19 protein-coding genes are annotated in these 22,504 nt (G+C 54.9%); 12 read left to right on the top strand and 7 right to left on the bottom strand.

Going from position 1 to position 22,504, the window contains the following annotated elements; genetic code table 11:
* Positions 1 to 21: 21 nt before the first annotated feature.
* Positions 22 to 1,386: a DUF3863 domain-containing protein gene (locus tag GSQ94_RS16630; protein WP_158944972.1), complete on the bottom strand. Its 1,365-nt coding sequence runs from the start codon at positions 1,384 to 1,386 to the stop codon at positions 22 to 24.
* Between the two features lie 427 nt (positions 1,387 to 1,813).
* Between GSQ94_RS16630 and GSQ94_RS16625 the strand changes: the two genes are divergently transcribed.
* Positions 1,814 to 3,400 (top strand): flavin monoamine oxidase family protein, encoded by a 1,587-nt coding sequence (locus GSQ94_RS16625; RefSeq protein WP_371417545.1) that lies wholly within the window; start codon positions 1,814 to 1,816, stop codon positions 3,398 to 3,400.
* Between the two features lie 34 nt (positions 3,401 to 3,434).
* Positions 3,435 to 3,926 (top strand): RidA family protein, encoded by a 492-nt coding sequence (locus GSQ94_RS16620; protein ID WP_158944971.1) that lies wholly within the window; start codon positions 3,435 to 3,437, stop codon positions 3,924 to 3,926.
* A 326-nt stretch (positions 3,927 to 4,252) separates the two neighbouring features.
* Here GSQ94_RS16620 and GSQ94_RS16615 read toward each other — a convergent pair whose 3' ends face one another.
* Together GSQ94_RS16615 and GSQ94_RS16610 are read right to left on the bottom strand one after the other, a co-directional pair.
* The gene (locus tag GSQ94_RS16615) at positions 4,253 to 4,528 is read right to left on the bottom strand and encodes a hypothetical protein (protein ID WP_158944970.1); all 276 of its coding nucleotides are present in this window, start codon (positions 4,526 to 4,528) and stop codon (positions 4,253 to 4,255) included.
* A 168-nt stretch (positions 4,529 to 4,696) separates the two neighbouring features.
* Positions 4,697 to 4,870, bottom strand: coding sequence for a hypothetical protein (locus tag GSQ94_RS16610; RefSeq protein ID WP_158944969.1), 174 nt, complete (start codon positions 4,868 to 4,870; stop codon positions 4,697 to 4,699).
* A 172-nt stretch (positions 4,871 to 5,042) separates the two neighbouring features.
* Between GSQ94_RS16610 and GSQ94_RS16605 the strand changes: the two genes are divergently transcribed.
* Positions 5,043 to 5,426, top strand: coding sequence for an iron-sulfur cluster assembly accessory protein (locus GSQ94_RS16605; RefSeq protein WP_158944968.1), 384 nt, complete (start codon positions 5,043 to 5,045; stop codon positions 5,424 to 5,426).
* A gap of 265 nt (positions 5,427 to 5,691) precedes the next feature.
* Positions 5,692 to 5,952 carry a helix-turn-helix transcriptional regulator gene (locus tag GSQ94_RS16600; RefSeq protein WP_371417543.1) on the top strand — a complete coding sequence of 87 codons (261 nt, stop codon included), beginning with the start codon at positions 5,692 to 5,694 and terminating at the stop codon, positions 5,950 to 5,952.
* Positions 5,953 to 5,971: 19 nt separating this feature from the next.
* On the opposite strand, the gene GSQ94_RS16595 is transcribed toward GSQ94_RS16600, so the two are convergent.
* Both GSQ94_RS16595 and GSQ94_RS16590 read right to left on the bottom strand, forming a co-directional pair.
* A complete protein-coding gene (locus tag GSQ94_RS16595; protein WP_158944967.1) occupies positions 5,972 to 6,757 on the bottom strand; it encodes an SDR family oxidoreductase in 786 nt (261 codons plus the stop codon).
* A 22-nt stretch (positions 6,758 to 6,779) separates the two neighbouring features.
* Positions 6,780 to 7,556 (bottom strand): SDR family NAD(P)-dependent oxidoreductase, encoded by a 777-nt coding sequence (locus GSQ94_RS16590; RefSeq protein WP_158944966.1) that lies wholly within the window; start codon positions 7,554 to 7,556, stop codon positions 6,780 to 6,782.
* Between the two features lie 264 nt (positions 7,557 to 7,820).
* Between GSQ94_RS16590 and GSQ94_RS16585 the strand changes: the two genes are divergently transcribed.
* The 4 genes from GSQ94_RS16585 to GSQ94_RS16570 are packed head-to-tail and all read left to right on the top strand — an operon-like array spanning position 7,821 to position 11,182.
* A complete protein-coding gene (locus GSQ94_RS16585; RefSeq protein ID WP_158944965.1) occupies positions 7,821 to 9,143 on the top strand; it encodes an enolase C-terminal domain-like protein in 1,323 nt (440 codons plus the stop codon).
* On the top strand, positions 9,124 to 9,954 hold the full coding sequence (locus tag GSQ94_RS16580) for a fumarylacetoacetate hydrolase family protein (protein ID WP_158944964.1): 831 nt from the start codon (positions 9,124 to 9,126) through the stop codon (positions 9,952 to 9,954). The genes GSQ94_RS16585 and GSQ94_RS16580 overlap by 20 nt, the downstream gene beginning before the upstream one ends.
* 33 nt (positions 9,955 to 9,987) lie before the next feature.
* Complete coding sequence (locus GSQ94_RS16575) at positions 9,988 to 10,371, top strand: RbsD/FucU domain-containing protein (protein ID WP_158944963.1); 384 nt, start codon at positions 9,988 to 9,990, stop codon at positions 10,369 to 10,371.
* Between the two features lie 43 nt (positions 10,372 to 10,414).
* Entirely contained in the window at positions 10,415 to 11,182 is a 768-nt protein-coding gene (locus tag GSQ94_RS16570) for an IclR family transcriptional regulator (protein WP_158945004.1), read from the top strand.
* Here GSQ94_RS16570 and GSQ94_RS16565 read toward each other — a convergent pair.
* Positions 11,172 to 12,065, bottom strand: coding sequence for a DoxX family membrane protein (locus GSQ94_RS16565; RefSeq protein WP_158944962.1), 894 nt, complete (start codon positions 12,063 to 12,065; stop codon positions 11,172 to 11,174). The two genes, GSQ94_RS16570 and GSQ94_RS16565, sit on opposite strands and share 11 nt — an antisense overlap.
* A 558-nt stretch (positions 12,066 to 12,623) precedes the next feature.
* Between GSQ94_RS16565 and GSQ94_RS16560 the strand changes: the two genes are divergently transcribed.
* From GSQ94_RS16560 to GSQ94_RS16545, 4 genes are all read left to right on the top strand, one after another.
* Positions 12,624 to 13,742 carry a DNA topoisomerase IB gene (locus GSQ94_RS16560; RefSeq protein ID WP_254063930.1) on the top strand — a complete coding sequence of 373 codons (1,119 nt, stop codon included), beginning with the start codon at positions 12,624 to 12,626 and terminating at the stop codon, positions 13,740 to 13,742.
* A gap of 173 nt (positions 13,743 to 13,915) precedes the next feature.
* Entirely contained in the window at positions 13,916 to 17,122 is a 3,207-nt protein-coding gene (locus tag GSQ94_RS16555; RefSeq protein WP_158944961.1) for an efflux RND transporter permease subunit, read from the top strand.
* An 82-nt stretch (positions 17,123 to 17,204) separates the two neighbouring features.
* A complete protein-coding gene (locus tag GSQ94_RS16550) occupies positions 17,205 to 18,836 on the top strand; it encodes an efflux RND transporter periplasmic adaptor subunit (RefSeq protein ID WP_158944960.1) in 1,632 nt (543 codons plus the stop codon).
* Positions 18,833 to 21,097: a TolC family protein gene (locus tag GSQ94_RS16545; RefSeq protein WP_158944959.1), complete on the top strand. Its 2,265-nt coding sequence runs from the start codon at positions 18,833 to 18,835 to the stop codon at positions 21,095 to 21,097. The genes GSQ94_RS16550 and GSQ94_RS16545 overlap by 4 nt, the downstream gene beginning before the upstream one ends.
* Positions 21,098 to 21,121: 24 nt before the next feature.
* Here GSQ94_RS16545 and GSQ94_RS16540 read toward each other — a convergent pair whose 3' ends face one another.
* A complete protein-coding gene (locus GSQ94_RS16540; protein ID WP_158944958.1) occupies positions 21,122 to 22,501 on the bottom strand; it encodes a TolC family protein in 1,380 nt (459 codons plus the stop codon).
* Positions 22,502 to 22,504: the final 3 nt, after the last annotated feature.

The following is a 22,504-nucleotide window of genomic DNA, read 5'->3' as shown; positions in this document are numbered from 1 at the left end:
CTAGTCGCTCCAATTAGCTCATCAGACGCGATTCTTTAACTCTGGGTACCGTCTATAGATGCGATGTTGGTCTTCATCGCTTAACTGTCCGAGCCGGATCGGTTTGTCCTGCGAGCGTGTGCCTTTCTGGTTGAGCACGTTCATCAGGCTCCATTCCCTCTGCAGGTCTCGCGGCTCTTCTGCCTTCAAGTCGTAGCGTGTGAAGTCGATAGCCATCGGAGGAGTGCCTTTTTCCCAGTTATGCAGTAACGCCAAGCGAAAGTCGCGATTCATGAACCACTCTATTTCCAACTCCTTTTCTGAGCCGGGTGCGCCGGTGCCTTTCGCGTCGAAACGGTAGTTGAGCGATGCGTTATCGGGAGTATGCTTGCGCCATTCCAAACCAAATGCTCCCTCGGTCATCACTTGTGTATCTGGCCAGCGATCCCGAATTGCCTGGAGCCAGTAGGTCAAATCCTGATCGTGGCCAACTGAAACCTCCCAGATAGAGGTCACCCAGCCAAATCCGTTTAAAGCATGGCCTCGGTCGAAGTGCATCGCGGTGGTGTCCAACATCTCTTTGCGGCCTTTTTCGGTTCCGAGATTGCCAACCGCTTCGATGGGGCCCACGCCGAGTCGACTGTTAAATTTGCCTTCGAAGCCCTCTCTCCTCGCGGTAAGAAAGTCACAGGTCCATCCATCAAGACAGACGCAGTCGATGAAGTCAGCCGCCCCTTGAGCAGGCTTTAGGTAGTGTTCGCGACTCGGATAGTACGGGTAGCAGATGCCTCCGTCACCATCTCCATGATCGATGCCGTGCTGACTCCAGATCTGGCCTTGGCATACATGAATTCCTTCATCCGATGCGAGCCGTCGCTGATTCTCCGAGTCGAGAAAACCTGCGACGACGCACTGCGGACGATAGCCGCCACCAACCATCTTGGAGATGAGGCTAAGCGCGTCGTGAATGTTCTTCCGGTTGTGTTCGCGCGTGTCGTACATCGGCGCAAAGTAGCCACCCGGAATGTAAGTTATTTCGTCTCCGTAGCGATCATGGTAAGAGGCAAGCAGACGGCGAGCATCCTGATACTGCTGCCGGTTGTCATTGAGCGCCAGCCAGGATATCGCCCAGGTCATCTGACCTCCCGGGCAGCCTTTTGCGAAGGCCTCGCGCCGCGAGCGGATATGGTCAGGAGTGTTATCGGCGGACTCATCCTCACCGATGGAGTGGCCAGGGGTAACCTCGATCTGGTTTACCCGTACCAGCGAAACGTGTGTGAGAAACCTGCCATTGAGAGGGCTAGCGCCTGCAGCTTTGAAGTAGGCGGCTGCTTTTGACTCCGTTAATGCAAGGGAGGCGGCCGACGTGGCTGCTCCATATACAAAGTTTCTTCTACTCCAGCTCATCTATCTCCTTCGTTTGCTCAGGCAAGTTAGCATCCTAATGCGAACACTGCTTGCCTCGTAACATGCGGGTACTTCTAACCCAAGAATGCCGCAGGCGTCTTTGGACGTCTTGCGACTCGATGCCGCGTTCGCGAATGAACTCGGTTGCCACCCAGGAGTTCGTTCGAGATTCTCTGCTGATCATAGTTGCGGTATGGCGGACATGGCCAGGGAAGGGTAGTGAGTTAAATTTGCTGACCTCACCGAAGTTTTGCGCTAAAGTAGTCATAATCTTTTGGAAAAATAGACTCTTTTCGGTTCCGAACTTCGGACGACGTGTTTCTCACGACGTCTTTGGCGGAGCTTCCATTCCTTTCCGGTTCACCAGTAACGTTCGTTCTTTTGCAAGAGCAACAGGGTTTGAATTCATTGGAAGAAAAGAGGTGGCATGATGGGGATCTCCCGGCGTAATTTCCTGATGCGGGTAGGGCAGGTAGGTGGCTATAGCGCCGCATTTGCAACGATGCAGTCTCTCGGGCTGATGCCGATGAAAGGTGCAGAGGCGGAGATTATTCAGGCGGCACCGGGCTCCGGTAAGGGAGTCAAGGTGGTAGTGCTGGGTGGCGGCATTGGCGGCCTGGTTTCAGCCTATGAGCTGGGAAAGCTGGGATACGATGTGACATTGCTGGAGGCGCGGGAGCGGCCGGGTGGACGCAACTGGACTGGGCGGGCCGGGCAGGAGGTTTGTTTCTGCGATGGAAGCAAGCAGGCGATCGGCTGGGAAGAGGGCAACTACCAGAACCTTGGACCCGCGCGGCTGCCAAGCACTCATTGGACGATGTTGGGATACTGTCGCGAGCTTGGTGTGCCGATGGAGGTGGAGATCAATACCTCTCGTTCCACGATGCTGCAGAACGATAAGGCAAACGATGGTAAGCCTGTCCCGCAGAGGAAGGCCATCAACGATACTCGCGGGCACGTCTCGGAGTTGCTGTCGAAGTGTATCGCTCATGGGTCGCTGGACGCGGAGTTGAGTAAAGAAGACCGGGAGCGGATGACTGCGTTTCTCAAGATCTATGGGCCATTGAATGACAAAGGTGCGTATACAGGCTCAGACAGGGCCGGCTACAAGACACCTCCTGGAGCTGGAGCACAGATGCCGGTGGATGAAGCGCCCATGGATATGCGCGTCCTGCTGGATGAGAACTTCTGGAGCGATCTGTTTGTCGAGGAGGCATGGGACTGGCAGGCAACCATGATGCAGCCTGTCGGAGGAATGGATCGGATTCCGTACGCGTTTGCGAAGGCTCTGGGACCGGTGGTGCAGTACAACTCGCCGGTGACGGAGATTCGGAAGACGCCGAATGGGGTTCGGGTGTCGTATAAGCAAGGCGGCGTGACGAAGCAGATAGAGGCTTCTTATTGCATCAGTGCACTGCCATTTTCTCTGCTGAAGAAGATTCCGAATGACCTGTCAAAGCCGTTCAAGACGGTGGTGGACGATAGCACGATGGGTGGGGCCTATAAGATCGCCTGGGAGAGCAGAAGATTCTGGGAGCAGGACTACAACATCTACGGTGGCCTGTCGTATCTGATGCAGGGGCCGAGTCCGATCTGGTATCCCTCCTCGCGGCTGATGCACCCGACCGGGGTGGTGGTTTCGGGTTACACCGATGAGTTGAATACGCCGTTCTACAACCTTTCGCTGGAAGAGAAGTTTGCGGCTTCCCGCGCTTCGATCGAGAAGATTCATCCAGGCCATGGAAAAGAGTTGATGAATCCTGTGTTCTGCGGATGGAGCAGGGTGCTATGGAATGAGGGCTCGTGGATCAACCAGTATGGCGGCGGCAAGAGTGGGTATGACGTGATCATCCAGGCGGATGGGCCGATCTACTTTGCCGGAGATACAGCCAGCCACATCGTGGGATGGCAAGAGGGCGCCGCTCTCAGCGCCCGCCGCGCAGTCGGAATGATCTCGGATAAGGTCAAGTCGGCAAAACTTGCCGGGACTGGCACCGCCGCTGTGGTTAGCTAACTGCTGGATGAAAAAAAATCGATAGGAGATGTGGATGAAGATTAAGTGTGGTGTGATGGCGACGGCGTTGATGGCTGTTGCGTGCGGAATGCAGGCCCAGGTTGTGGTAAAGCATCTTCAACCTAATGAGAAGTCTCCGATAGCGAATGGAGTGTGGGCCGGCGACACTCTTTATTTGAGTGGTCAGTTAGCCTCTCCCGTGACTACTGCGGATGAAGCGAAGGGGGTCGCTGCTGTTTATGGAGATACTAAGACGCAGGCTTTGAGCGCATTGAACAAGATTCAGGCCCTATTGAAGGCAGAGGGCCTGGACATGAAAGATGTTGTGAAGATGACGGTGTTCCTGGCCGGTGATCCGGAAAAAGGAAATAAGCTGGACTTCGCTGGTCTGCAGGCCTCTTATACGCAGTTCTTTGGGACAAAGGATCAACCCAATAAGCCGGCCAGAAGTGCAGTACAGGTTGCTGCGCTTGCTGCTCCGTGGGCGTTGATCGAGATTGAAGTTATTGCAGTGAAAGGGAAGTAGAACTCTCGTTCTAACTGTTCGTCCCGATCGTTTGCCCACAATCATAAAGAGCCAAAGACCGCGAGGTCTCTGGCTCTTTATGATTGATTCAGGACATTACCGAATAGCGTGCTGAGGTTGGGGACACTGCAATAATAATTCCGTAGGAGGAAAGGCAGCTTGGGAGGCCTGACCAATCAGTTGCCGTGGACGCGATGTATAAAGAGAAGCCTACGCATTTTGGCACTCAGTCTCAGTGCTAACGGAGCTTTGCAGATCCACGATAGCAGTTGGAGTGCCAGCACAGTCCTGAAGTGGGTCGGTCGGCATTGATTGGACAAAGCCAGTTACTTCAGCTGTTGCCATGCCTCGAAGGTAAAGATACCGATGACGCCTGCGGTCATGATAGCGGAGGCGACGCCGAAGACGCGGACAAATGGAGATATCTGATTGACCTTACGAACGATCTCGGTTTGGATCGTCTGCTCGTGAGCAGAACCGTTTTCGCTGAGGAAGAGTTGGTCATCTTCATAGCGGGTCAGCTGTCCCTTGTAGGCGAGTAGCGCGAGGAAACAGGCCGAAAATACCGCCCAGACGATTAGGAGAACAGGTAAAGCACTCATAGCGGTTCCTCCGCCCTGTAAAAGGGCCGACGTTTTCGGCGGTCCGAGTACCGATTGGTGCAACTTCTATGTCTTTGGTAGCGGGCCGTCCGCGATCATCATACTCGTTGAGGGCGCTTGGAGACAGGGTTTTTCGAGGGGGAGACTAAGTTATAACGGGCTGAAATGCTAGTGATGGGAGGCCCAGTGGATGGCGAGTAACGCGATGGTCGTGACCGCGATCAGGACGGCACACAACATCGTGAAGATGAACCAGGCCGCGCGGTTTGCGGCCTTTGGCGAGGGCTGTGTGATGCCCATAGTGTTGATGAACGCATTCGAGATGAAGAGGAGTAGTTTCACGTTCTATCTGATGAACAGGCAAGGTCGATGGTAGCAGCACCAATGTGTCGTATAGCTGAATCGGACGTGATTCCTGTGCATCTATTGTATGTGTCTCGTGATTGAGGGCTTGCCGGAGTGAGGGCAGGCGCATACACTTAAAGTAGTCTGAATGAGACGAGGAGATTTGCCGATGTCTACTGCAACTATTACCCCTGAAGTCGTTGTTGGAGCACCTGCTGTTTCAACTACGCCTGTGACCCTGACTCCTGCTGCGATCAACAAGGTTCGGGAGATTATGGCGACTCAGACACCGGTTCCCGCAGGGCTGAGGATCGGCGTGGTTGGTGGTGGATGTTCGGGTTTCCAGTACTCCATGTCGTTCGAAAATCAGAGCGGAATGATGGATAAGGTCTATAAGTTCGAGGATCTAAAGGTGTTTGTGGATGCGACTTCGGCCATGTACCTGAGCAACTGCACGGTGGACTACGTGGAGACGCTCGAGGCTGCCGGATTCAAGTTTGAGAATGCTGCGGTGAAGAGCACCTGTGGCTGCGGATCGAGCTTCAGCGTTTAGTTTTTGGAAGTTAGTTTTTAGAAAAAAAGCTCCGGCAACTGCCGGAGCTTTTTCGTGCTTTTGCGGGCATATTTGAGGGTGGTTTTGGAAAAGAGCGTGTATTCACCATGGTTTTTTGCTGGTGAAGATGTGGTGATTTGCGTGGCTGAGCTGGTCGCGTAGCAGCCATTCTTTGCCGGTGGGAGACTGTGCCACTTTTTACCAAATTATTTTAGTTGTTTATGAATAATGTATTATTGCTTATAGGCAATGATTGATCTACAACATGCTCATGCTTTATAACCGCATTGCCGTTTTGCGTTCCGAGAGAAAGTTGAGTCGACAGGCCCTTGCGTCTGAGGTTGGGGTGAATCCTCAGACCATTGGGTTTCTTGAAAGGGGGGATTACACCCCTTCGCTTGAGCTGGCCTTCAAGATCAGCCGCTTCTTAAAGCTGCCGGTGGAGGCTGTGTTTTCTCCAGATCCGTTTCGCCTTTTGAGCGAGCAGGTGTACGAGATGCATAAGAGCGAGGCAAAAGGTGAGTGATCCGGCTCAGATGGGGGCGCTAGGTCAGCGTGCGATCAAGGTGCGTGTAGCCTCCGTCGACGACGAGATGCTGCGCGGTGGTGTGGCCTGACTGCGTAGAGGAGAGGAGAAAGACCGTCATAGCAGCGATCTCCGCGGCTTCGGTCATGCGTTTGCCCAAGGGTATGTGGGCGACGATCTTTTCTTTTGCCGCCTCCGGATCGGCCTGCCTGTCGAGCCAACGCCGGTAGAGAGGGGTGAGTACTTCGGCAGGGAGCACTGCGTTGACGCGAATGCCGAAGGGAAGCAACTCTGCGGCCCACTCGCGCGTGAGTGCGAGTTGTGCGCCCTTGGCCGCTGCGTAGGCTGATGTGCCGCCTTGCCCTGTAAGCGCGACCTTTGAGCTGATATTGACGATTGCGCCACGGCTCGCCTTCAGCATCGGCAGGGCGTAGTGCGCCATTGCGTAGTAGTGCAGAAGATTCTGCCGCAAGCTTTCCATGAATTGCTCAGGGTCGCCCTTCTCCAGACCTATGCCGTCATTTGAGCCGGCGTTGTTCACGAGGCCATCGATTCGCCCATGCTTCTGGCGGATGTACTCGACTGCTTGCCTGCACTGGGCTGCATCGCCGAGCTCCGCTTCGACGAAGTCGCACGGGAGGGACTGCTGCTTCATCTCCGTCAGAAAGTCTTCGACGTTTTGCGAAGTTCGGCTGACGATGACGACAGCTGCTCCTTCGTTGAGAGCCAGACGGCTGATGGCTTGGCCGATGCCTTCTCCACCACCGGTGACCACGATGACGCGATCTTTCAATCCCAAATCCATCTGTGCTCCAGTCTCGGTATTTCTAACGCAGATTAAAGAAGCCGCCATCCAAGGGAAGATCGGCACCGGTGAGGAAGGACGCTGCGTCGGAACAAAGATAAAGTGCGAGCAGAGCTACTTCTTCCGGCGTACCCATGCGTCCGATAGGCTGAGCCTGGGCCAAAGCCTTCATCTTTTCTTCGATCTGGTCAGGATAGTTCTTCTTAACGAAGCCATCGACAAAGGGTGTGTGAATACGGGCAGGCGAGATACAGTTGCAGCGAATTCCCTGGGAGAGATAGTCCTTGGCGGCCGAGAGCGTCATGGAGAGTACCGCGCCCTTGGTCATCGAGTAGGCGAACCGATCTGACAGTCCGGTGGTCGCTGCAATCGATGCCAGGTTGAGGATGACGCCGCGCCCTGCTGCAAGCATCGGTTCCAGTGCCGCGCGCATGCACAGATAGGTGCCGCGGACGTTGACTGCATAGAGACGATCCATATCTTCTACGGAGGTGCTGCGTAGATTTCCGATGTGTGCGATACCTGCGCAGTTGACGAGAATATCGACTGGGGCGCCGATCTCGGCGAAGACTCTGGCTACGCCCGCCTCGTTTGATACGTCGCAGCCGAATCCGGAGCAGGATTGCTTGTTGCTCTCGGTTATGGCCATGGCTGCAGCCGAGGCTTTTTCGCGGTCGAGATCGATCAGGGAGACATGAGCGCCGGCGCTTGCGAAGGCCTGGGAGATGGCGAGGCCAATTCCGCTTGCGGCACCGGTCACTACGGCGCGTCTCTGAGTCAGCTGAAAGGGGCGATTCACGGCGATGGGGTGTCCTCGATTCGCAGACTGTTTTACTCCCGTGATGCGAGAGTGTCAAAAGATGAAGCGGCTCTTCTCTTAGATAAAGCAAGGAAGAGCATTTGCAGTATTTGATTTTAGCTCTCGGATAAGTTTCTCCCATGCAATTGAGCTTTTATTGACGGAAATTTAGACACATCACTACAATTCGTTCTGCGGCTGTAAGTCAATGGCGGAAACAACTCCGCAACTGTCTGCGGCGCATAGAAGATTTCGAGGAAGCATTTGAAGCCCATAACGATCACTGGCGTTCGCGTTATCGATCTACGGTTCCCCACCTCGCGGGAGAGCATCGGTTCGGACGCGGTCAATAAGGATCCGGATTACTCGGCAGCGTACTGCATTCTAGAGACAGATGGTGAAGTCGAGGGGCATGGCCTGACCTTCACGCTTGGCCGCGGCACCGAGCTTTGTGTGAGTGCGCTGAAGTATCTTGGGCGATTTGTTCAGGGCCGCACACTAGAGAGCATCGTATCCAACCTGAATGCGTTTTATCTCGAGGTTACCGGCGATACGCAGTTTCGCTGGCTGGGGCCGGAGAAGGGCGTCATTCACCTGGCGTGCGGAGCTTTGATCAATGCGGTGTGGGATCTTTACGCCAAAACGATGGGCAAGCCTGTGTGGCGACTGCTTGCAGAGATGAGCCCGGAAGAGATTGTTTCCGCCATCGATTTTCGATATATCGAGGATGCGCTTTCGCCTGCTGAGGCGCTGGAGATTCTTCGTCACGGAAAAAGCGGTCAGGCGGATCGGCTGGCGATTCTCGAGCAACGTGGATATCCGGCCTACACTACCTCCGTGGGCTGGTTCGGTTTTAGCGATGAGAAGATTCGGCGGCTTTGCCGCGAAGGTATTGAGGACGGCTGGACACACTTCAAGTTGAAGGTGGGCGGCGACCCTGTTGACGATCTACGACGTGGACGAATTGTGCGTGAGGAGATTGGCCGCAAGAATCGCATGATGGTGGATGCGAATCAGAAGTGGGGCATCGAAGAGGCGATTCGAAGGACGATGCAACTCTCTGAGCTCGAGCCGTGGTGGATGGAAGAGCCTACGAGTCCAGACGATATTCTTGGACACGCGCGGATTCGTCGAGAGGTGAAACCGATTCGTATTGCGACAGGCGAACATTGCCATAACAGCGTGATGTTCAAGCAGCTGTTGCAGGCAGGCGCAATCGATGTCTGCCAGATTGATAGCTGCCGTGTCGCGGGAGTGAATGAAAACCTGGCGATCCTGTTGATGGCGGCGAAGTTTGGAGTTCCGGTGTGTCCGCACGCAGGTGGGGTGGGGTTGTGCGAGTATGTTCAGCATCTCTCGATCTTCGATTTCCTTGGAGTGTCGTGCACGATGGAAGACCGGGTGATTGAATATGTCGATCATCTCCATGAGCATTTTCGAAACCCAGTGAAGATCGTTCGCGGTCATTATGCGATTCCGCAGAAAGCTGGATACAGCATCGAGATTCTGCCGGAGTCGCTGGAGCAGTTCAGTTTTCCGGATGGGATTGTTTGGAGAGATCATATTCATGAAACTCGTCTCGTTTAGCAGTAAAGAGTATGCGGTTTGCGGAGGTGTGCTCGAGGGAGATCGGGTGCGTCCTTTTGGGCAGGGCGAGGCGGATCCTGTGCTTGCTTACATTCGAAGCGGCAGCTCGTTGCCGGCTTTCGATGGCGCGTCGCTTCCGCTGGATGAGGTGAGGTTGCTTGCGCCTTTACAATACCCTCCGCGCATCTTTGGCATAGGGCTGAACTATAGAGAGCACGCGGCTGAATCGAAGATGGCGGTGCAGAGCGTGCCGACGGTCTTCCTAAAACTCTCCTCGTCTATCACCGGTCCGGATACCGACGTTCTTCTTCCACCTGACGCTACGCAGCCCGACTATGAGGCTGAGTTAGCGGTGGTGATTGCGAAGGGCGGCCATCGCATTCCGGAGGGGGATTGGGAGCAGCATGTGTTTGGGTATACGATCGTCAACGATGTCAGCGCACGTGGCGTGCAGTTGGCTACTTCGCAGTGGACGCTGGGAAAAAGCTTTCCTACTTTCACGCCGCTTGGCCCATGTGTTGTTACGCGCGATGAGGTGCCTGATCCTCATGCACTCGATATCCGGCTTACGCTTGGCGGGGAAGTGATGCAGGATGCGAATACGCGGGATCTTATCTTTCGCATTCCCCAGCTGATCGCATACCTGTCGAAGATCGTCGCGCTCGAAACGGGCGACATCATCAGCACGGGTACACCACCCGGCGTTGGTTTGGGCCGTACACCACCTCGTTGGCTGAGGGATGACGAAGAGATGGTGATCGATATTGAGCGGCTGGGTACTTTGCGCAATCGGACGCGGGTTACTGAATGATCAGAGTTACAAATTCTATTTTTCGGGTGGGTCATGCTTCGAACGGGAATTCTGAATCCGCAACTGAACTCGCTCTTGAGCCGCATCCGGCACACGAATACATTGGTGATTGCGGATCGGGGCTTTCCTTTCTGGCCCCAGATTGAGACGGTCGACATTTCGCTGGTGGACGACCTGCCTACCGTGCTTAATGTGCTGCAGGCGATCGCGGCGAACTTCGTGATTGGCAAAGCGTGGATGGCTGCTGAGTTCAAAGAGCACAACACAACTGAGCTGGTGGAGAAGTTTGAACGGATCCTGCCTCCTGTTGTGTTCGAGCCGCATATCGATTTCAAACGCAGGGTGCCGGGTGCGATTGGGTTGGTTCGCAGTGCGGGGACCGCGCCTTATTCCAATGTGATCCTTGAGTCTGCTTGATGGGATTTGGATCGACGGAAAGACGGAGGGTGTTGTGCCCAGCATGAAGAGTGTGAAGACGATCTACTCCGCTCCTGCGCTGGAGAAGGGATTGGATGTTATCGAGCTACTAGCACGACAGCCCGGGGGGTTGACCAAAAGCCAGATTGCTCGCGAATTGAAACGAACGGTGTCAGAGATATTTCGCATGCTCTTGTGCCTGGAGAGCCGCGGATTCATCGCGCAGATTGCGGAGGAGCGGTACTCCCTTACCTTGAAGCTGTTCAAGCTGGTGCAGGAGCATCCGCCGACGGAGCGCCTGGTTGCCGATGCGCTTCCGATCATGAGCAGACTCAGCCACGAGTCGCTGCAGTCCTGCCATCTGGGTGTGCTCGAGACCGATCGCGTGGTGATTCTTGCACAGGTAAATGCACCGACGAGCATTGGTTTCTATGTGAAGCCGGGATCTACGGTGGATCTGATGGAAGCAGCCAGCGGCTATGTGATTCTGGCGCATATGGACGATGTGCTGCGCGCCCGTTCTATTGCGGTTTGGAGTCGTGAGAGCGGTAAAAGGCCATCGCGAGATCTTAGTGCGCATCTGTTGCGCATTCGCAATGCAGGCTACGAGAAGCGTGCCAGCTATCTGGTAAAGGGTGTGATGAATATAAGCTTTCCGATTTTGGACGATAGAAGCTGCCCTGTGGGGGCGCTGACGGTTCCCTACATCGAATACAACCGGTCGTCCAAGGATGCTGCTCGAGTGACCAAGATGTTGCGAAAGGCCGCTGCCGACATTACCGCTGCGATCGGTGGAAAGCTCAGAGGCTAGGCGCGTGCGCTCGGATTGTCTTTGCCGGCAGCGCTCCTGCTAACAGCAATGCAGCTCCGCCGAACATAAGAGTATCTGCTACGAAGTTGATAGCTTCCGTCATCTGAGAGGGATCATGAGTGACGGCGAGAATCGGTAGGTAAAGGAATGCTGAGAGCAACGTCATCAGCACACCGATCCATATGGCGGCCGTGCGGGGCTTGAAGTTGAGGAGCAGAGCCGCTCCCGCGATCAGCAGGAACACTCCTACCGGGTATCCCCATAGCGTGTGAAGGGGAATCCAGGCCGGCGTCAGTTTGTCATCCGGAACTCCGGGCGCGAACTCCGGATGAAGTACTTGCTCGACTCCAAAGAAAATTACGGCAATCGCGACGCAGGAGCGGAGAATCAGGATGATCCAGTCCCGCTTTCCTGTACGCGATTCCGGGTCCTGACTGACGGCGAGCGCCCACGCGCCGCAGGCGAATGCTGTCTCTCTCAGCACCATGGTCCAGGCAATGCGCTCTCCGGGATGTGTCATGGCGAACGGCAGATGAAGCATGAGGACGAAGAGCAAAAACATCACACCCAGCAGGGTTGCGGAGAGACGAACGAACTTCATGGCCACCAGGCTGGTGGCTGCTGCAATCAAAGCGCAGCCTACGAAGTAGACCCAGAAGAGGTGTGCCGTCATCCACGCCGGAACCATTTGCTGCATGGAGTTCGCTGACACAAAGTGTTCCGCTGAGAAGACCGCGAGAGGGGCGGCGACGAATGCCGGTCCTAGTTCAATCCACTTATCCAGACCGTGGACGGCGGCGAGATTTTTCCTGCTAGCGACCAGCCCGACAGCAAGAAAGACGAGCCCAACAAACCAAAGCCAAAAGACCAGGTGAGTGAACATTATGACCCTCCTTCAGCGAACTGTCCTTATTCCTGCGACCTCTGAATCGTGCTGAACTACCACTGAATAGGACGCTATCATTTTCTATTCTATGAAAGCTTCTACACTTTATATGCCTTCGTTAAGACGAATTGAGAAGCAGAATATAACTACTTTATTCTCACCTCGTCGAGCGCAAGTGGTCCGCCCAGGTCTGCCCTATCCTGTGGAGTTACCTTTTCGATAAGAAGCGCTCTGCCGTTCGCAGCGCAAGCTCTCCGAATCAACGTTGCATCTGTGTGGCCGTGAAGGAGTCGCTGTCGTCACCGAGATGCAGGGTCTCGGATCTTCTGACGGGTCTTCTCGGTCATAGGTTCAATGCCTGGCTGGGAGGGAGAGACCTTTGCGCTTCCACCCAGCTAATGGAACATGATCAGAAGAGGTCCATGATCGCCGTGCATTGTAAAGGACAGCATGGAGAATGAGATGTCGATTTCTAGGCGGAGCAGAGCTTGCGGAGATAAATGTTTCATGTGATGCAAATGGCCCAACTCGAGCCGAGGGTCGAGGACTCTCGAATTGCATCATATTTCTTCAGCCGTTTCAGAAGAGATAATCATGCAAAGAAAGCCGCAGAATATAGTCTCGACGGATCCTGTCGAGTCCGCGAAAAACGCAGGTCTTTGCTATGTTAGCGATGTTGGAACAGGCATAAGCCGGGTCCGTTTCCGGAAGGGTTTTCGATACCTTGATTTGAGCGGGTCGGTAATCCGGGATCAGCAAACCCTGGCCAGAATCAAGTCGCTTGTGATTCCTCCCGCATGGACGCAAGTATGGATCTGTCCAAAACCTAAAGGGCATCTTCAGGCTACGGGCCGTGATGCGAGGGGCAGAAAGCAGAGCCGCTATCATCCGCGTTGGCGCGAAGTGCGTGACGAAACCAAGTATGAACGCATGATTTTGTTCGGCACGGCACTGCCGCGTATTCGTGAACGTGTTGAATCGGATCTCTCAGCTTCGGGCCTGCCGCGATCCAAGATACTTGGCACGATTGTTCGCCTGATGGAAACGACTCTGATTCGTGTAGGAAACGAAGAGTACGCGCGTCAAAACCATTCTTATGGTCTGACGACGATGCGAAACAAACACGTCGATGTAAACGGTTCTACCGTCACTTTTAAATTTCAGGGTAAGAGCGGGGTAAAACATACCGTTGATATCACGGACCGCAGAATCGCAAAGATCATTCAACGCTGCCAAGACATTCCCGGGTACGAGCTTTTTCAATATGTCGATAAGGACGGGACCCAGCATTCTATCGACTCTGCCGATGTTAACGCCTATCTTCGCGAGATTTCGGGACAGGATTTCACCGCGAAAGACTTTCGCACGTGGGCCGGAAGCGTACTTGCCTGCGAGATGTTGTACGAGTTCGAGTCGTTTGACTCTGAGACGGAGGCAAAAAAGAACGTTGTGGAGGCAATCAAATCGATCTCCAGACGCCTTGGGAATACGCCTGCAGTCTGCAGAAAATGCTACATCCATCCCGCCGTGCTGGACGCTTACATCAGCGGAGCCATGATTAAAATGACAGAACATAAGATACGGCAGAAGGATTCGGACGATTCTGCGGAGCTACAGCGTCAAGAGCTGGCTCTCCTCGATTTACTTCGGGGCCGCCTCGACGTGGCACGTTGAGCGGCGATCTGTGCTGTTTACGAGGAACTTTATTCCCGCAAAGGGGTATCCGGCTGTTTCTTGGAAGCCCTACCGGATTAAGCCGCCTCCGAGGCTAAATGACGCATCCTAACGTCTAAAGCACCTAGCAGGGGGATCTCCTCTTCCTGATTGAGATCCGGAGACGTCTTCTCATGTGGATTGTTAAGCTGGCGCTTCGGCGTCCTTATACCTTTGTCGTTCTGTCGCTGCTTATCTTTCTGCTTGGCATCGGCTCGGCCATTGAGACGCCGAAGGATATCTTTCCGTACATCGACATTCCGGTGGTGACAATTGTCTGGACCTATAGCGGTCTGCCGCCGAACGAGATGGAAGGCCGCATCGTTACTGTCTGCGAGCGAGCCCTGACTACGACGGTGAACGATATTGAACACACTGAGTCGGAGTCTTATCAGGGTGTTTCGGTCATCAAGGTGTTTTTTCAACCGACGGTCAAAGTTGAACTGGCGATCTCGCAGGTTACGTCGATTGTGCAGACGGTTCTGCGTGTGATGCCACCGGGAATCTTTCCGCCGGCGATCGTGAAATATGACGCTTCGAGCGTTCCGATCCTTCAACTCGGACTTTCGGGCCAGGGGCTTAGCGAAGAAGATCTCTACGATCTTGGCCTTAGCTTCATTCGGCCACGTCTTGCTACCGTGAAGGGTGCTTCCGTTCCTCTGCCGTATGGAGGCAAGGTGCGGCAGATCATGGTGGATACCGATCCGAACGCCATGTATGCGCGACATCTTTCCGCGACCGATATCTCTCTCGCTCTGAACCAGCAGAACCTGATTTTGCCTGCGGGTACGGCGCGGCTTGGCGACAGGGAATTTGTGGTGAAGGTGAACAGCAGTCCGACGGAGGTTGCAGCTCTCAACGATCTTCCGATCCGGGCTTCGGGCGGTTCGATCGTCTTTATGAAAGATGTTGCACAGGTTCGCGAAGGCTATGCGGTACAGACGAATATTGTGCGGCAGGATGGAAAGCGGTCTGCCCTGTTGACCGTTTTGAAGAATGGACAGACCTCGACGCTCGATATCGTCAAGGGTATAAAAGACTCGTTGCCGCGTGTGACGGCTGGATTACCGGCAACGTTGAAGGTCTCTCCGCTCTTCGATCAGTCAGTGTTCGTTCGCGATTCGATCTCTGAGGTGACCCGAGAGGCAACGATCGCAGCGGCGCTTACGGGATTGATGATTCTTCTTTTTCTTGGAAGCTGGCGCTCAACTTTGATCGTTTGTACCTCCATTCCTCTTTCCATAGCGACGTCCCTGGTTATCCTTACAGCGCTTGGCGAGACGATCAACGTGATGACGCTTGGTGGCCTGGCGCTTGCGGTCGGGATTCTGGTTGACGACGCTACCGTTGAGATCGAAAACACGCATCGCAACATGCATGAGAAGAAGTCCCTGGTGCATGCGATTCTCGACAGCGCGCAGCAGGTTGCTGCTCCTGCGTTTGTTTCGACTCTTTCCATCTGCATTGTCTTCATTCCGGTGGTGCTGCTGACCGGCGCTGCGAAGTATCTCTTTACGCCGCTTGCCATGGCGGTCGTGTTTGCGATGATGGCCTCGTACTTCCTCTCGCGCACTCTGGTGCCGACGATGATGCACTTCCTTCTGCCGGCGGAGCTCAAGCTCTACCAAGACCCTGAGTATGCACGTGAGGAAGAGAAGCATAACTTCATTTGGCGGATCCACTCGAAGTTTGACCGGCAGTTTGAGAAAATGCGCGAGCACTACAAAGATGTACTTGAATGGTGTCTGCTCCATCGTGGGCTGACACTGGGGATCTTTGGCATCTTTGTCGTATGCTCACTGCCGCTCGTCCTCATAATCGGGCAGGACTTTTTCCCTTATGTTGACTCCGGGCAGATGAGGCTTCACGTCAATCCACCACAAGGGATGAGAATCGAAGATTCGGAGCAGTACTTCGCCGCCATCGAGCACGAGATCCGCCAACAGATTCCAGCAGAACGCATTAACACGATCATCGACAATATCGGTCTGCCTGCGGGGGGCATCAACCTTGCCTTCGGCAACAACGCAACTATCTCCAATACAGATGGGGAGATTCTGATCGCGCTCAAGCCCGGGCCACGCGACACACAGCTCGACATGCGAAAGCTACGCGCGGATCTTGCCCAGAAATTTCCCGACGGCGCCTTCTTTTTTACGCCTGCCAATATAACGAACCAGATCCTCGACTTCGGCCTTCCGGCACCGATCGATTTACAGGTGACAGGGCCTTCGAAGGGGAACTATCAGATAGCGCTGGATCTGCAAAAAAAGATTGCTGCGATTCCGGGTGCCGTCGATGTGCATATTCATCAGCAGGTCAGCTACCCCACCATGCAGGTCGCAGTAGATCGCGATAAGGCGCGGCAGATTGGGCTTACCCAGCAGGACGTTGCACAGAGCATGCTGATCTCGCTTAGCGGCACCTCTCAGACGGCGCCTAATGAATGGTTGAATCCAAAGAACGGCGTCAACTATCAGGTTGTGGTCCAGACACCGATCTATCGCGTGGACACCTTATCTTCGCTCGCTCGAACACCGATTACATCGCCTAACGGCAACGCATCGCAGCTGCTCGGCAACCTCGCCACATTTCGCCGCGATGCGACCCCAATCGTGATCGATCACTACAATATTCAGCCTGTGTTCGATGTGTATGCCGACGTGGACAAGCGCGATCTGGGGGGCGTTGCCAGCGAGATCCAGAAGATTATGGCAGATACGAATAAGACCCTTCCCGTTGGAACGACACTGGCGCTGAGAGGTGAGGTGACAACGATGCAGCAGTCGTTCATAAGGCTTGGAATCGGGATTATTTTTGCTCTTGGACTCGTCTACCTGCTGATGGCGGTGAACTTCCAATCCTGGCTTGATCCCCTCATTATTCTGTTCGCGATTCCAGGGGCATTTTGCGGAATTCTGTGGATGCTCTTCGCAACGCAGACCACCTTTTCAGTGCCATCCCTGATGGGAACTATCATGACGATCGGTGTGGCTACTGCGAACTCGATTCTGATGGTCGTCTTTGCAAATGATGAGCGTGGAGAAGGCAAGAACCAGCACGATGCCGCGTTAAACGCCGGGTATACGCGGTTGCGACCGGTCCTCATGACGGCGCTCGCCATGATTATCGGAATGCTGCCGATGGCTCTTGCGATTGGAGAGGGAGGAGAACAGAATGCCCCACTGGGACGCGCTGTGATCGGCGGGTTGTTGTTGGCTACTGTGGGCACTCTCTTTATTGTGCCGGTGATGTATTCGCTTCTTCGCAAGAATGCGCCGGTGGACTATGACAAACGAATTGATATGGAGTACGGAGGACAGGGCGTGGATGCGTCATGAGCTTGAGCGAAGTAAGGAAGCGTAATGGCGAAGCAGACAGAGACAATCTTGCTACCGACGAAAGTTATGAGCGAACGCAACCATGAGTGATCAAAAAGAGCAGCAAGGTGGTAGTAAAGAGCCGGAGAAAGCGACAATCAGCCAGTGGCATGGCGATGCGATGGATAGCACCTCCAAGCTGCCCATGCATAAAGACACGCGCACCGAGGATGATAAGCGTCGAGAGGAAGAAAAGCACAAACGAAAGATGCACCGGCTTCTCTGGTGGTTTGTGATTGGCTTGATCGTTCTTCTGGCTCTGGTCTTTCTGCTGGGCTTTCTTCCACGACATAAGCGTAACGAAGAGACCAAGAAGCAGGCAGAGGCGCAGAAGAATGCTGTCCCGGTGGTGGAGGTGCTTCAGGTGAAGAATGCGCCACCTGCAGGTGATTTGACTGTGCCTGGCACTACGACACCCCTGACGCAAGCCAATGTTTATGCGCGAGCCAATGGCTATCTCAAGAGACGCTATGTGGATATCGGAGACCGCGTTCATCAGGGGCAGTTGCTTGCAGTAATCGATGCACCCGATCTCGATCAGCAGGTCGATCAGGCGCGCGCTTCCGTGCGACAGGCTGAATCACAACTGGCACAGCAGCAGGCGCAGCTCGATCTTACCCGCGTTACGTGGGATCGATGGAAGGTTCTGGTTGCGAAGGGAGTGTTTTCCCGTCAGGATGGCGATCAGCGGCAGACAGACTACAACGCAGCGCTCTCCAATGTGGCGGCTGCGCAAAGAAATGTGCAGTCATTTCAAGCAAATCTTGGCCGACAACTCGCGCTGCAGCAGTTCGAACGCGTGACCTCTCCTTTTGACGGGATTATTACGGCGCGCAATGTGGACGTAGGGTCGTTGATCTCTGCGCAAGGCTCTGGTGGCGGCGACACAACATCTGCTCCGGAGAACATGGGAAGCCCAACCCAGGCGGGAAGCACGAACACGAGCGGTACTACAGGCTCGGCGAGCACAGCGGCTTCGCCAAATACCGGGGGCGCTCAGGGTGGGGCGCTGTTCAGTGTGGCGCAAGTGAATAGATTGCGCATTCTCGTGAGTGTTCCGGAGGGGTATTCGACGGCGGTGAAGGTGGGGCAGCAGGCTTCGCTGCGCCTTCAGTCGTTTCCGGGCCAGACCTTTTATGGCAGGGTGACCCGCACCTCTGGATCGATCGATCAGAATAGTCGCACGCTGCTGACGGAGGTGCAGGTCGATAACAGAGACGGACGATTGCTGACCGGAATGTATGTCATTGTGAGCTTTGTAAACATGCACGGCGATCCGGGGATCACGGTTCCGGGAGATGCGATTGTGGTTCGAGCAGATAAGAATCAGGTCGCGGTGGTTCGGGACGACACCATTCATATGCAACCGGTGGAGATAGGGAGAGATTTTGGACCGTCAGTTGAGATCGTTAGTGGACTCAAGACTGGCGATGTTATCGCGACCACGGTTTCGGATGAGGTGAAAGAGGGAGTAAAGATCAAGACGCGGCAAGGGAAGACGCCCGGAGAGAATACGAACGCAACCAGCGGTCAAAAGCAGGATCAGAAGCCTGGCGTTGCTGCGCAATATGGAAACCAGGAGATCGTGGGCAGCGGTGAGGGTGGGGGCCAGCAACAGCAAAAGAGCGGCGGCAACAAAGGTGGCGGCCAACAGGGCAACGGGGGCAAACAGTGAGTCCCTGGACTCGTAACGATCAGAAGATACGCGACCGAGGCCTGTTGCGGTTCCATGCGGTCGGTCGTCCCTGCGTTCTTGTTGCGGCGATGGCGGCGGCTTCGTCTGTTGGACACTCGCAGCAGACGGCGCCGGTTCTGACACCCGGAAGTGCCAGCCCACAGCAAAATCAGCTCATTCCTCTAGCCCCGCCTATGCAGCAGGAGCAGCAGCAGAGCTTGCCTTCTGTCGGGCCGCTCTCCGCTGCGCAGGCCAGAGCTGCCGCAGAGAAGGTAGACAACGTGTTGCCGGATCTACCAGCACCGCCGTCTATCAGCGAGACTCAGCCACCTACTCCGAAGCAGGAGTCGAACTCGGTTCAGCAAGCCGAAGGGAGCAAAGCTGAACCGGTGCGCGATCAGTTCACAGGATTGCGACCGAACTTTCTTGGCTTCCTGGGACCCTATCGACGTCCTCACGTGCCAGAGCTGTTTCCTGGCAATGGCGAACGACTGAATAGCCTGATCCGCGATGGAAAGCTCTATCTCTCTCTTCGGGATGCGCTGGCTCTTGTGATTGAGAACAACCTCGAAGTTCAGGTGGAGCGCTATAACCTGCAACTCGCCGAGACGGATATCGTTCGCGCTTCGGGAGGTGGCAGTACACGGGGCATCGACTACAACATCACGGAGTCTCCGCAAGGCATTGGCGGACCGGGAAGTCCGTTGCTCAATAGCTCGCAGACGAGTACCAATCCAATCACACCAACGATCGACGATCTTACGTCACTGAACGCCACGACTGTGACCCAGACCAACCTCTCTCAGACTGGAACCCAAAACTACTCCGCCGGCGCGAATATTCCTTATTTTGACCCTTCGTTGATTGTCGAGAGTGGCTATCTGCGCCGATCCGATATTCAGACGATCGGCGACTTTACCGGGACAACCGCGGGCACCACCGGTACCTCTGGCACAACGGCGAGTCCGAATACCTTGCACTACGTGACCGCAAACATCGCTTATCTCGAAGGTTTTTCGACTGGAACTCAGGTTGAAGCGACGGTCAACAACGATTCGCAGGTGATCTATTCGTCGCTTTCACAGAACAATCCGTTCTACTCGCCGAGCACTTCGGTGACTGTGACACAGCCTCTGCTTCGCGGCTTCGGACGGGGAACCAATTTGCGATACCTGAGGATTGCAAATCTCAATCGGAAGGTATCGCACCTGCTGTTTCAGCAGCAGCTGATCGATACGATCTACGGTACGTCGCGGCTCTACTATGACCTGGTTTCACTGGGGGAAAATATCAGCGTGAAGCAGGAGGCGCTGCGGGCTGCGCGCAAACTTTACCAGGATGACAGAGACCAGGTGGAGCAGGGCACGCTGGCTCCAATCGAGTTGACGCGTGCTCAGGCGCTGGTGACAAGCTCGGAGTTCGACCTTGTGCAGGCCCAAGGGTTGTACCGGCAGCAGGAGGTAGTTCTTCGCAATGAGATTATCCGGCCGGGAGCTCCTGCTTTTAGATCTGCCTTCAGCAGCATCGTTCCAACCGACCATATTACGGTCCCGGATGATCTGGAGCCACTAAATGTTGAACAACTTGAAGCAGAGGGTTTAGCGAATCGTCCTGATCTTGCTGAGGCTCATCTCCAGATCAAAACGGGGGAGATCAGCGTCGAGGGCAGCCGCAACAATGCACTGGCACAGTTGAACGTTTATGCAAACGTTCAGACGCGGGGCAGCTCTGAACAAAACTACGAGCCGCTTGGCTCGCCCGCGGCGTCTGGAACGGGCGCGGTGACGTTGCCACAGAATCTTGCACTCGGTGGGCTAAGAACTGCGACGATCTACCAGGGTGGCGTGCAGCTAACCCTGCCGCTGAGGAATCGAATTGCGCAGGCGGACGCGGCACGCGATACGATTCAACTGCGTCAGGCTGAAGCTCGAACGCAGAGGCTTGAAGATCAGGTCCGCGAAGAGATTGAAAACGCTGTGATCGCTTTGCAGACTGCGCAAGCTGCTTATAACGCCGCTGTCGCCAGTCGCGGATATCAGCAGCAGTTACTTGACGCGGAGCGCGATAAGCTGGCACTGGGTCAGTCGACGAATCTGCTGGTGGTTCAGAACGAGGCGTATCTGGCGCAGGCACGCTCGACCGAGATCGTTGCACGGAGTAATTGGGCGAAGGCCCGAATTGCATTGGATCGCTCGCTCGGCAATCTCATCGACAAAAACAACATTACCCTGACGGACGCGATCGACGGGCAGGTCAGGTAATTGGACTGAAAGAAAGCAGCCGCGTCATCTGGGCATCTCGCCGACGATGCGTTTGAGGTCGCCCTGCGCGAGTGAAAGGCCCAGGTTTGCTTCAAGGAGCGAGGCTTGGGCAGACACTGACTTTGCGTGTGCCTCGGCCTGTGCCGAAGCGAGCGCAGCGTTCTGCTCGAACTGACGATCTGAGAGGCGAGATGCTTCGACGCGAACTTCGAGGGACTCTTTGGCGACATCGACCATTTGCTGCAGCTGCTGAACCTTGTCGTAGGCAGTCTCTACCTGCACAGTGACCTCATCTTCAAGCTTTTGAAGACTCAGCTCGGCCTGAGCGAGGATGGTGTGAGCGTCTTTGATCTGCGCGACCCTGCGGCCGCCGTCGAAGAGATCGTATTTGAAGTTAAACCCAAAGGCTCCGAAGTTGTGTACCAGAAAAGAGGTTCCGCTCTGGTAGTCATAGTGTCCATAGAGCGTGAGGTCTGGAATGAATTCATCTTTGGATGCGGCCAGAGACGCCCTGGCTTTTATCACTGACTGCCGCGCGGCCAGGATCTCCGGGTTATTTGCTTCGGCGGTGTGAAGACTGTCTTCGCGGCTGGCCAGAGGGAGCGGTGTCTCCGTAGTTTCAGGCAAGAGATGAAGCTTCGTATTTAGCGGCAAGCCGAGCAAGTCGTCGAGGGTGAGCGTGAGGTCGTGGAGCTGCAGAGTTTCGGTGAGTACGGTCTGCTGGGCGTCTAGCAGAGCAGCATGGCTTTCAAGCGCAACGATCTCGAGGGAATGGCCGCGAGCGACATCGTCGGTGCTCTCCTGAAACTTCACTTTTCCGGCGTCGACCTCTTCGGTTGCAGCGTCCTTCCTGAGCTGCGCGATGAGGACGTTGTAGAAGAGCTGACGAGTCCGGAGCGCGATTTCATCTTCTGCCTGGCTGAGTTTGATCTTTGCGGTGTTGATGTCGGCGGTCGCTGCACGGTTGGCTTCGCGAACTTTGAGCAGCTGAGTGACCGGCTGATTGATGGCGGTGATGCTCTGATAGGACGTGAGAGATCCCTGATCGAGAAAGAGTTTTTGGGCGGGGATGGGGCCGGTTGCAGGGGGAGTTCCAAAGGCCCCTGCGGGGATCTCGACCCCTTCGACCTGAGTAACATAGCGAAAGCTGGATTGATTGGTGATCTGCGGATAGTAGGAGGAGCGAGCGATCTGCTTCTTGTGCCGGCTGTCATCGATGGAAAGCCGCGCAAGTTTGAGTGTGCGGTTTTGCGCAAGAGCGAGATCAATAGCCTGAGAGAGAGTTAGATCCTTTGAAGTGTCTTGCGCGCAAACGACTTTAGCTGGAAAGAATGAGACGGCGACTCCCATCACGAGGAGTGAGAGAAACTTATTTGGCGAGTGGCGGCTCTGGCTAATATTCATAGG

Origin of the sequence: Granulicella sp. S190 (assembly GCF_009766095.1) — a bacterium.
GTDB lineage: Bacteria > Acidobacteriota > Terriglobia > Terriglobales > Acidobacteriaceae > Edaphobacter.
This window is presented reverse-complemented; position numbering and strand designations above follow the sequence as displayed.

Excerpts from the sequence above, each read along its gene's own strand:
- GSQ94_RS16555 (WP_158944961.1), top strand. The coding sequence starts at position 13,916 with ATGTGGATTGTTAAGCTGGCGCTTCGGCGTCCTTATACCTTTGTCGTT.
- GSQ94_RS16630 (WP_158944972.1), bottom strand. The coding sequence starts at position 1,386 with ATGAGCTGGAGTAGAAGAAACTTTGTATATGGAGCAGCCACGTCGGCC.
- GSQ94_RS16600 (WP_371417543.1), top strand. The coding sequence starts at position 5,692 with ATGCTCATGCTTTATAACCGCATTGCCGTTTTGCGTTCCGAGAGAAAG.
- GSQ94_RS16625 (WP_371417545.1), top strand. The coding sequence starts at position 1,814 with ATGATGGGGATCTCCCGGCGTAATTTCCTGATGCGGGTAGGGCAGGTA.
- GSQ94_RS16595 (WP_158944967.1), bottom strand. The coding sequence starts at position 6,757 with ATGGATTTGGGATTGAAAGATCGCGTCATCGTGGTCACCGGTGGTGGA.
- GSQ94_RS16575 (WP_158944963.1), top strand. The coding sequence starts at position 9,988 with ATGCTTCGAACGGGAATTCTGAATCCGCAACTGAACTCGCTCTTGAGC.
- GSQ94_RS16605 (WP_158944968.1), top strand. The coding sequence starts at position 5,043 with ATGTCTACTGCAACTATTACCCCTGAAGTCGTTGTTGGAGCACCTGCT.
- GSQ94_RS16620 (WP_158944971.1), top strand. The coding sequence starts at position 3,435 with ATGAAGATTAAGTGTGGTGTGATGGCGACGGCGTTGATGGCTGTTGCG.
- GSQ94_RS16550 (WP_158944960.1), top strand. The coding sequence starts at position 17,205 with ATGAGTGATCAAAAAGAGCAGCAAGGTGGTAGTAAAGAGCCGGAGAAA.
- GSQ94_RS16615 (WP_158944970.1), bottom strand. The coding sequence starts at position 4,528 with ATGAGTGCTTTACCTGTTCTCCTAATCGTCTGGGCGGTATTTTCGGCC.
- GSQ94_RS16565 (WP_158944962.1), bottom strand. The coding sequence starts at position 12,065 with ATGTTCACTCACCTGGTCTTTTGGCTTTGGTTTGTTGGGCTCGTCTTT.
- GSQ94_RS16540 (WP_158944958.1), bottom strand. The coding sequence starts at position 22,501 with ATGAATATTAGCCAGAGCCGCCACTCGCCAAATAAGTTTCTCTCACTC.
- GSQ94_RS16570 (WP_158945004.1), top strand. The coding sequence starts at position 10,415 with ATGAAGAGTGTGAAGACGATCTACTCCGCTCCTGCGCTGGAGAAGGGA.
- GSQ94_RS16580 (WP_158944964.1), top strand. The coding sequence starts at position 9,124 with ATGAAACTCGTCTCGTTTAGCAGTAAAGAGTATGCGGTTTGCGGAGGT.